A 4,134-nucleotide genomic window follows, 5' to 3' on the forward strand; every position below is an offset into this window, starting at 1 on the left:
GCCAGCAAGGCCGAGAGCACGGCCACCGGCACGAAGCTCAGCCACCGAAGGACGGCAGGCGGCAGCTTGAAGCGGCTGAGGACGACCAGCGGGAGCATCCGGGGAAGGTAGGTCACCAGGGCCATGCCCGCGAAGAGGGCCAGCATCTGGGGGCGGATCACGGTCATCGGACGAACGCCCCCACGGTCGCCGCCAGCAGAGTGGCGGCGATGATCGCCCAACTGTTCCCCGGCGCCAGAATCAGGGCGAGGACGGCGGCGGCCGCGGCCACCACGGCCGCGGTTAGCCTCGCCCGGCGGTCCTCGCCGACCAGGTTCGGCACCAGGAGACCGATGAACATGGCCGGGAGGGCGAAGTCAAGGCCGAGGGCTTCGGCCTGGCCGGCCATCTGGCCGATGAGGGCCCCGAAGATCGAGATCACGACCCAGGTCGCCTGGCAAGCGATGTGGATCCCCGAGACGTAGGCGGCGTGCGCCGGTCTCCCCCGGAGAAGGGCCGAGTTGACGGCGAAGGTCTCGTCGGTGATGCCGTAGGCGAGAAGACCGTTCTGCCAGGCCTGGTTGGTCCGCATCGACGGCACCAGGGCGGTGCTCATCAGCAGGTGGCGCAGGTTGACCAGGAAGGTCGTCGACAGGATGGCCGGGGCGGCCATCCCCGAGCCGATCATGCCGACCGCGATGAACTGGGACGTCCCGGCGTAGACCAGCAGGGACATCAGTCCGACTTCGGCCACGGAGAGGCCGGTGGCCCGGGCCAGGACCCCGAAGGCGAAGCCGACCGGAAGGTAGCCCAGCATCACCGGGAAGGCCACCCTGACGCCCTGGCCGAAGGTTGACGGGAGTTGCCCATGACGGTCCTGTGTGGCAGCCAAGTGGACACATCCTTCAGCGATTTCGACGAGCTAGAATTACCTGAGCTTCGAGGCCGAGCTGGGAGTCTCCTGCCGCGGGACGGCAGGAATCGGCCGGACGACCGAGAAGAAGCGCTTCAGTCGAATGCCGGATGCCCGAAGGAGGGGTTGGTCGTGGCCGATGCCGGGTCCCACTTTCAGGCTCTGTTAGCGACCGCGCCCAAGAGGATCGCCGAGGCCGCCCAGCGGGGGAAGGCCAAATGGGCGATCAGGGGATACGGGGAGACGCCGCAGGCGGAGGAGGAGGCCGTCAAGGCCGGGCTCGGGGCAATCGAGCAGGAGGTCCTCGCCGCGATGAAGAAGGTCGCCGAGGCCAAGCCAAGCCGGGAGGACCTCGAGAAGATCCTGGCCAAGGTTCAGGCTTTAGCCGATTCGAGCTTCGCCCAGTTGACGGCCAAGCTCAAACACGGGAGTCAGCAGTATGTTGAAGCCAAGCAGAGCTTGATCGCCAGGCTCGAGGAGGCCATCCGCGGCCACAAGCCCTGACCGCATCCAATGCCCACCCCCCTGGCCGACCGTCCCAGCCAGTCCCACCACGAACAAAGCCGCCCCCCGACGGGAGGGCGGCTTTCGCTCTTGGCCCGGGGCGTCCCCAGGCCCGAGGCTTACTTGACCTTAATCAGGCCGAGGGAACTGAACAAGATGATGACGATGGCGATGGGGGCGACGAACCGGACGAGGATATGGAAGTATTTCGTCGCGCGGGCGTTCTGCAGCCGGCCGTCGGCCCGTTGGAGAGGGTCACCGGCAATCCGGCCAGGGCGAGGAGGAGCATTTCCAAAACCGTAGCCAGCTTCCGAGAAATCCCGAAGCGCTCGGAAGCCCAGGCGACGGGCACTTCCACCAGCGAAATCATGGCCCCGGTGGCGGCGATGGAGGCCAGGAGGAAAAAGACCACGGCGAACAACCGGCCGAGCGGCATCGACTGGAAGACCGCCGGGATGGTGATGAAGAGGAGGGACGTGCCGGCATCGGGCTTGAAGCCGAAGGCGAAGACGGCGGGGAAGACGGCCAGGCCGGCCAGGAGTGAGACGGCCGTGTCGGCCAGGGCGACCCGCGTCGCCGTCCGGGGGATGTTCTCATCTTTGCTCATGTAGCTGCCGTAAGTGAGCTGAGCGCCCATCCCGATGGACAGCTTGAAGAAGGACAGGCCCAGGGCGGTGAGGACGACCCACCAGGTGATCTTGGTGAAGTCCGGCCGGAACAGGTACGAGATCCCGGCCGTGGCCCCGGGGAGGGTCAGGGCCCGGATGTCGCAGATGATCAGGAGGATGAGGAGGGCCGGCATGAGCCGCTTGATGACCCGCTCGATGCCGCGGGCCACGCCGAGCATGACCACGGTTCCCGTAACGAGGATGGCCACCCACTGCCAGAAGAGGGGCTCCCAGGTGCCGCCGGCGACGCGGCCGAAGATGCCGCCGAGCTCCTTGGGGTCGACGTTCAGGGCACCGACGGCCGACTTGAAGACGTAGGAGTAGACCGCGACCTCCCCGACAAGAGATGGATTAAAGCCCGTTGATTCTTCTCCGAAAGCAAAAGTCCTGCATAGAGGCCGGAAGTTCCAATCGAGAGACAATCGCCTATTGCCGCAAAGGGCGGATGCGAAAGGACTGGTCACAAAAAACGGGAGCCCCGTGGGGGTTCCCGCTGCACGTCCAGGCATCTATCGCTTGATCGCCGGGTCTCGGGACGCCGGAGCTTCCCTGGGCTTCCCTACAGGCTTCCGACCGCCTTCGCGAGCCGTCCCAGAGCCTCCTCCACGGTCGCCCGCGGGCAGGCCAGGTTGAACCGCTGGAACCCCTCGCCGCCCGGGCCGAAGGCGAAGCCGTCGTCAAGGGCCAGCCGGCCGGCCTCACGCATCAGCCGTTGCAAGGCCTGCGGGTCGAGGCCCAGCTCCCGCAGGTCGACCCAGACAAGGTAGGTACCCTCCGGTTCGACCACCCCGACCCGGGGGATTCGGGTCCGAACATAGTCCGTGAAATAGCGGACGTTGGCGGTGATGTACCGGCGCAACTGCGCCAGGTACTCGTCGCCCTGGCGATAGGCGGCCTCGAGGGCCGCGTAGCCGAAAAGGTTCCCGCCGTTGTCGCCGTTCCGCGAGGTGACGAAGTCCCGGCGCCAGCGATCATTGGGGATGACCATGAACGATGTCGACAGCCCGGCCAGGTTGAAAGTCTTCGAGGCCGACATGAAGGTCAGGGTGTTCCGCTCGATCTCCTCCGAGACGGTCGCCGTGACGGTGTGCCGGACGCCCTCGAGGAGGAGGTCGCAGTGGATCTCGTCGGACAGGACCGGGCACCCGTTCTCGAGGCAGATCCGGCTGAGTTCAGTGAGCTCAGCGTGGCTCCAGACCCGGCCGACCGGGTTGTGCGGGCTGCACAGGATGAGGGCCTTCACCCGCGGGGTCCGGGCGGGGAAATCGGCCTTCGCCGCGAACAACTCGCGCAGCCCATCCAGGTCCATCGTGTAGCGACGGCCGTCGAACCTCAGTTGGTTGTGGAGGAGTTGGCCGCCGTTGTCCTTGACGGCGCCGAAGAACGGGTAGTAGACCGGCGGCTGGATGATGACTTCATCGCCCGGCCGGGCGAAGGCCCTGACCGCCGAGTAGAGGCCGTTGACCACGCCGGCGGTGAAGACCACCCACTCCGGCTTGATCCGCCAGCCATAGTAGCGGTCGAGCCTCTCGACGATGGCTCCGTAGAGCGAATCCGGCGGGAAGGAATAGCCGTAGACGGGGTGCTCGGCCCGTTTCCGGATGGCCTCGACGACCGGCTCCGGGGCGGGGAAGTCCATGTCGGCCACCCACATGTCGAGAACGTCCTCCCGCCCGAAGAGGGGTCGGTTGAGGTCCCACTTGACACAGTTGGTCTGCCTGCGGTCGATGACCCGATCGAAGTCGTAGCGCATGTCCACGTGACCTCCGTCCGCCAATTCTGGTCGCTCGTGGCCCTCAGACCGAGACCTTGAGGTCACCGGCGGTCCGGTCGACGTTGGCGTAGACCCGATCGTCGACGGTGATTCCCCGTTCCTCGAGAGCGATCAGATAGGCCCCCACGGCGGGCTGGTAGGCCGGCAGATGCGGCCTGGCCCGCGGGCAGACTCGATGGACGGCCATGGTCAGGCCATCGATCAGCAGCGGGTTCTCCCCCCGGTAGACGCTGCCGGCCAGAACCACCTCGACCGGCTCGTTCTCCATGCCCAATTGTCGGATTACCCCGGAGACC

At 66.5% G+C, this 4,134-nt stretch carries 6 protein-coding genes; 1 reads left to right on the forward strand and 5 read right to left on the reverse strand.

Annotated elements, in window-relative coordinates; genetic code table 11:
• Positions 1 to 167 (reverse strand): AzlD domain-containing protein (locus VGL40_08095; protein HEY3315216.1); only part of this gene is annotated, 167 nt, incomplete at its 3' end.
• Positions 164 to 871: an AzlC family ABC transporter permease gene (locus VGL40_08100; GenBank protein ID HEY3315217.1), complete on the reverse strand. Its 708-nt coding sequence runs from the start codon at positions 869 to 871 to the stop codon at positions 164 to 166. The genes VGL40_08100 and VGL40_08095, both read right to left, overlap by 4 nt.
• 153 nt (positions 872 to 1,024) lie before the next feature.
• Between VGL40_08100 and VGL40_08105 the strand changes: the two genes are divergently transcribed.
• Positions 1,025 to 1,396 carry a hypothetical protein gene (locus VGL40_08105; protein ID HEY3315218.1) on the forward strand — a complete coding sequence of 124 codons (372 nt, stop codon included), beginning with the start codon at positions 1,025 to 1,027 and terminating at the stop codon, positions 1,394 to 1,396.
• 133 nt (positions 1,397 to 1,529) lie between these two features.
• On the opposite strand, the gene VGL40_08110 is transcribed toward VGL40_08105, so the two are convergent.
• The 3 genes from VGL40_08110 to VGL40_08120 form a co-directional block, all read right to left on the reverse strand.
• Positions 1,530 to 2,486, reverse strand: coding sequence for a sodium-dependent transporter (locus VGL40_08110; protein HEY3315219.1), 957 nt, complete (start codon positions 2,484 to 2,486; stop codon positions 1,530 to 1,532).
• Positions 2,487 to 2,623: 137 nt separating this feature from the next.
• The gene (locus VGL40_08115) at positions 2,624 to 3,817 is read right to left on the reverse strand and encodes a PatB family C-S lyase (GenBank protein HEY3315220.1); all 1,194 of its coding nucleotides are present in this window, start codon (positions 3,815 to 3,817) and stop codon (positions 2,624 to 2,626) included.
• A 43-nt stretch (positions 3,818 to 3,860) separates the two neighbouring features.
• Positions 3,861 to 4,134, reverse strand: a 274-nt coding sequence (locus VGL40_08120) for an ATPase (GenBank protein HEY3315221.1), incomplete at its 5' end; no start/stop codon positions are given.

The organism is Bacillota bacterium (assembly GCA_036504675.1).
GTDB lineage: Bacteria > Bacillota > Sulfobacillia > JAJYWN01 > JAJZPE01 > DASXUT01.

Bases quoted from the DNA above. Each gene is read 5' to 3' on its own strand.
- VGL40_08115 (HEY3315220.1), bottom strand. From the start codon at position 3,817: ATGCGCTACGACTTCGATCGGGTCATCGACCGCAGGCAGACCAACTGT.